This window comes from uncultured Cardiobacterium sp., assembly GCF_938028185.1.
Taxonomy (GTDB): domain Bacteria; phylum Pseudomonadota; class Gammaproteobacteria; order Cardiobacteriales; family Cardiobacteriaceae; genus Cardiobacterium.
In genome coordinates this window covers 1-2697 of the sequence record NZ_CALJAH010000094.1, presented here as the reverse complement: position 1 = coordinate 2697, position 2697 = coordinate 1, and the positions used below count along the sequence as shown (strand labels likewise).

Sequence of the window (2697 nt, the reverse complement as noted above, 5' to 3'; positions counted from 1 at the left end):
CGGAGGAGACGAGCAGGCTGGTGTGCCAGTCGGTGAGCTCGTGCAGCGGGCGAATGGTGTGCGGCGTGCTGCCGCCAAAATGTGCCTGGGCGTCACGCCACAGGCCGCCATATGCGGCAATCACCGCTGCCAGCTCGTCCGGGTCAATGTCTACCGAGCGCAGGCGCAAGGTGTTGTCGTTCGCCGTCAGGACATAGCGTGCCTGTGGCGTTGCCGGAAGGGTTGGCCAAGGGGCTTTTCCCTCCTGCCAGGCGGCGAAGGTTTCGAGCATCTTGGCGTCCGCCTGGAGCGGCGCAGCACTTTTACGCCCGATGATGACGATCTGCTTGAAGCGGTCGGTTGCCGCCTGCCAGACGGTGAGATCGGTAAAGCGAGCGAGCAGCCAGCGTTGCCAGCGGCGGTCAAAGCTCGTCTTCGGGATGATGTAGATGAGGATGCCACCGGCGTGCAGTGCCGGGAAAAAGCGGGTGAGGAACTGGTGCTCCAGCCGTGCCGCTTCGTCTTCACCGTCGCTACCGCGCAGTGCTTGCGCATAGGGTGGGTTCAAAAACAACACATCCGCCGACTGCGGCGTGACGTGCGTCGAGAGCGCGCTGCCTTCCAGCAGCGCGGTCAGCTTCGGTTTTGCCGTCGCTGCCCGTCCTTCGTCCAGTTCAATGCCGTAGCGTTCGGCAAAGGGATAGCGGTCGCGGTACGCCAGTTGCGCCAGCGCCGTGCCTTCGCCGCAGCAGGGATCGAGGAATTTCAGTGCCTGCTCGCTGGGGGCGAGCAGGTTGATGATGCCGCGCATGGTGCCGTCATCGGTGGGGTAGTAGCCCATCGCCGCATAGTTTTGTGCGACGCGTCCGTGCATCAGGGTTTTAGCCATGCTGCACCTCCAGGCGGTAACGCTGCGTTTTGACATCAATGGCGTAACCGAGCGCTTTCAGCGCGTTGCGGCAGGCAATGATGTCGGTACGTGGCAGGGTGGTGTCAATCTTGTAGTCGGCACCGTATTGCCATTCACCGTCGAACGACAGCAACAGCAGGATGGCTTCATCCTGGTCGCCGTCAGCCGGCTGTGGCGATTCACGACGGAACTCGGGATCTACCTCCGCTTCTTCTTCAAGCGGGTCGGTCTCCCATTGGGGTTCCGGCGTGCCGCCATCGGCGTAGTCGTCCAGTTTGTACCAGGCGATTTTGGCGAGAATGCAGGTGCGCTGCTCGCCATAGGCGCGATAGCCGTAGAGCGAGAGCTCCCAGGCATAAAAAGTACCGCGATACTCGCCGGGATCGAGGGTTTCAATCCAGGAATCGTTGATGCGGAAGCGTCCAAGCGGGCTGTCGAGCCAGGCCACCGGGAACGGACCGAAACGGCCGTTCAGTTGCTTGATTTCGAGAATGCCAGTGAGAGCGACGCTTTCCGCGCCGTCGGGAACTTCTTGGTCGGTATAGGTCATGGGGAATCTCCGTAAAAAACAGAAAGGCGGAGAATCCCCCACGGGGAGGATTCCCCGTGCGGGTGGGTGGCTGAAGGGTTCAGCCGGATAGGTGTATGCGGTCAGGCGGCATGCAGGATTTCAGCTACGCCGTAGCTGCGGATGACCTCCTGCGGTTCACCGAACCAGGGATAGTCGCCGAGCCAGCGCAGTACCTGCGGGATAAATTCCGCTTTGTCGCTCAAGCGGCAGAGACGGATGTCTTCCGCCCCCCAGGCTTCCAGGGCGTAATGCGCACCGTCATAACCGAGCAGGGCATAACGGATGCTGTACGCCGGGCTTTGCAGCCACTGGCACAGCGTCACGTCATGGACGGTAGCGAGGGTATGTCGCGTCAGACTGCGGTCGAGCAGTCCGCTGCGCAGGATGGCAGAGAGGCGGATTTCGCTTTCTGCTGCCGGCAAAAGGACGAGACCGCTGACATGGCCATCGTGCAGCCGGGCGGCGTAAATCTGCGGCGCGTCATCACGCTGCAACAGCAGGCAACGCGTGTGCAGATGACGGCCGTTCCAGCCGTCGGGTAGCGGTATGCCCCAGACAAAGGCCTGGGCCAAGAATGCCACTTCGGCATTGGTGCCGGGCGGCAGCAGCGCTGCATCGCGCAGATATTTGCCGTCGGCAAAATCCTGCAACAGCGCGTAATGTGCGCCGTTATGGTGATAAAGGCGCGCACGTCCGTCAGGGAAATGCAGTTCGCCCACCGCCTGTTCACGGCAGAGGGCGTTGACCAGCGTATTGCCGACAGGCTGCGGGGTGATGCCCGCAGGACGTCCGTCGGCGGCAATATGCACCAGATGCGCATGCACACCATGCAGATCGCGGGTATAAACGCAGTACTCACCGGATTTAACACCCGGATGCACCTGCCAGTTGGCACCGGCATCTACTCCGCCATGACAGGCGGCAAGCGCGTGGTATTGCGCCTTGGCGGCGGTTGCATTGCCCGGCAGCGGCAGCAGTGTGTGGCTGCTGCGTGGCTGGTGCGGGATGCAGAGGAACCAGGCGCGCCCGTTCCAGGCGAGGTGGTAAAGATGATGACCGCTGCATTCTTCGCGCTGTGCGATGCGTACACCTGCCCGCAACAGCAGGTCGCAGAAGGGGTAGTCGTCTTTGGCGCGAAAGAAAGGGACGGTTTTGTCGAGGATGAAGTTCATGAGGGTTCTCCTGATAACAAAAAAGCAGGAGAAACAAACCCCAGGCAGGGGAAGTTTCCCCTGCG

3 protein-coding genes are annotated in these 2697 nt (G+C 61.7%); all 3 read right to left on the bottom strand.

Annotation, left to right across the window (positions count from 1 at the left end):
- Positions 1–868: DUF6094 domain-containing protein (locus tag Q0349_RS03160; RefSeq protein ID WP_298079426.1), on the bottom strand; the 868-nt coding region annotated here is incomplete at its 3' end.
- Complete coding sequence (locus Q0349_RS03155; protein ID WP_298079425.1) at positions 861–1439, bottom strand: DUF3275 family protein; 579 nt, start codon at positions 1437–1439, stop codon at positions 861–863. The genes Q0349_RS03155 and Q0349_RS03160, both read right to left, overlap by 8 nt.
- Positions 1440–1540: 101 nt before the next feature.
- Positions 1541–2632, bottom strand: a complete 1092-nt coding sequence (locus tag Q0349_RS03150; RefSeq protein WP_298079424.1) for a hypothetical protein — start codon at positions 2630–2632, stop codon at positions 1541–1543.
- Between the last annotated feature and the right edge of the window lie 65 nt (positions 2633–2697).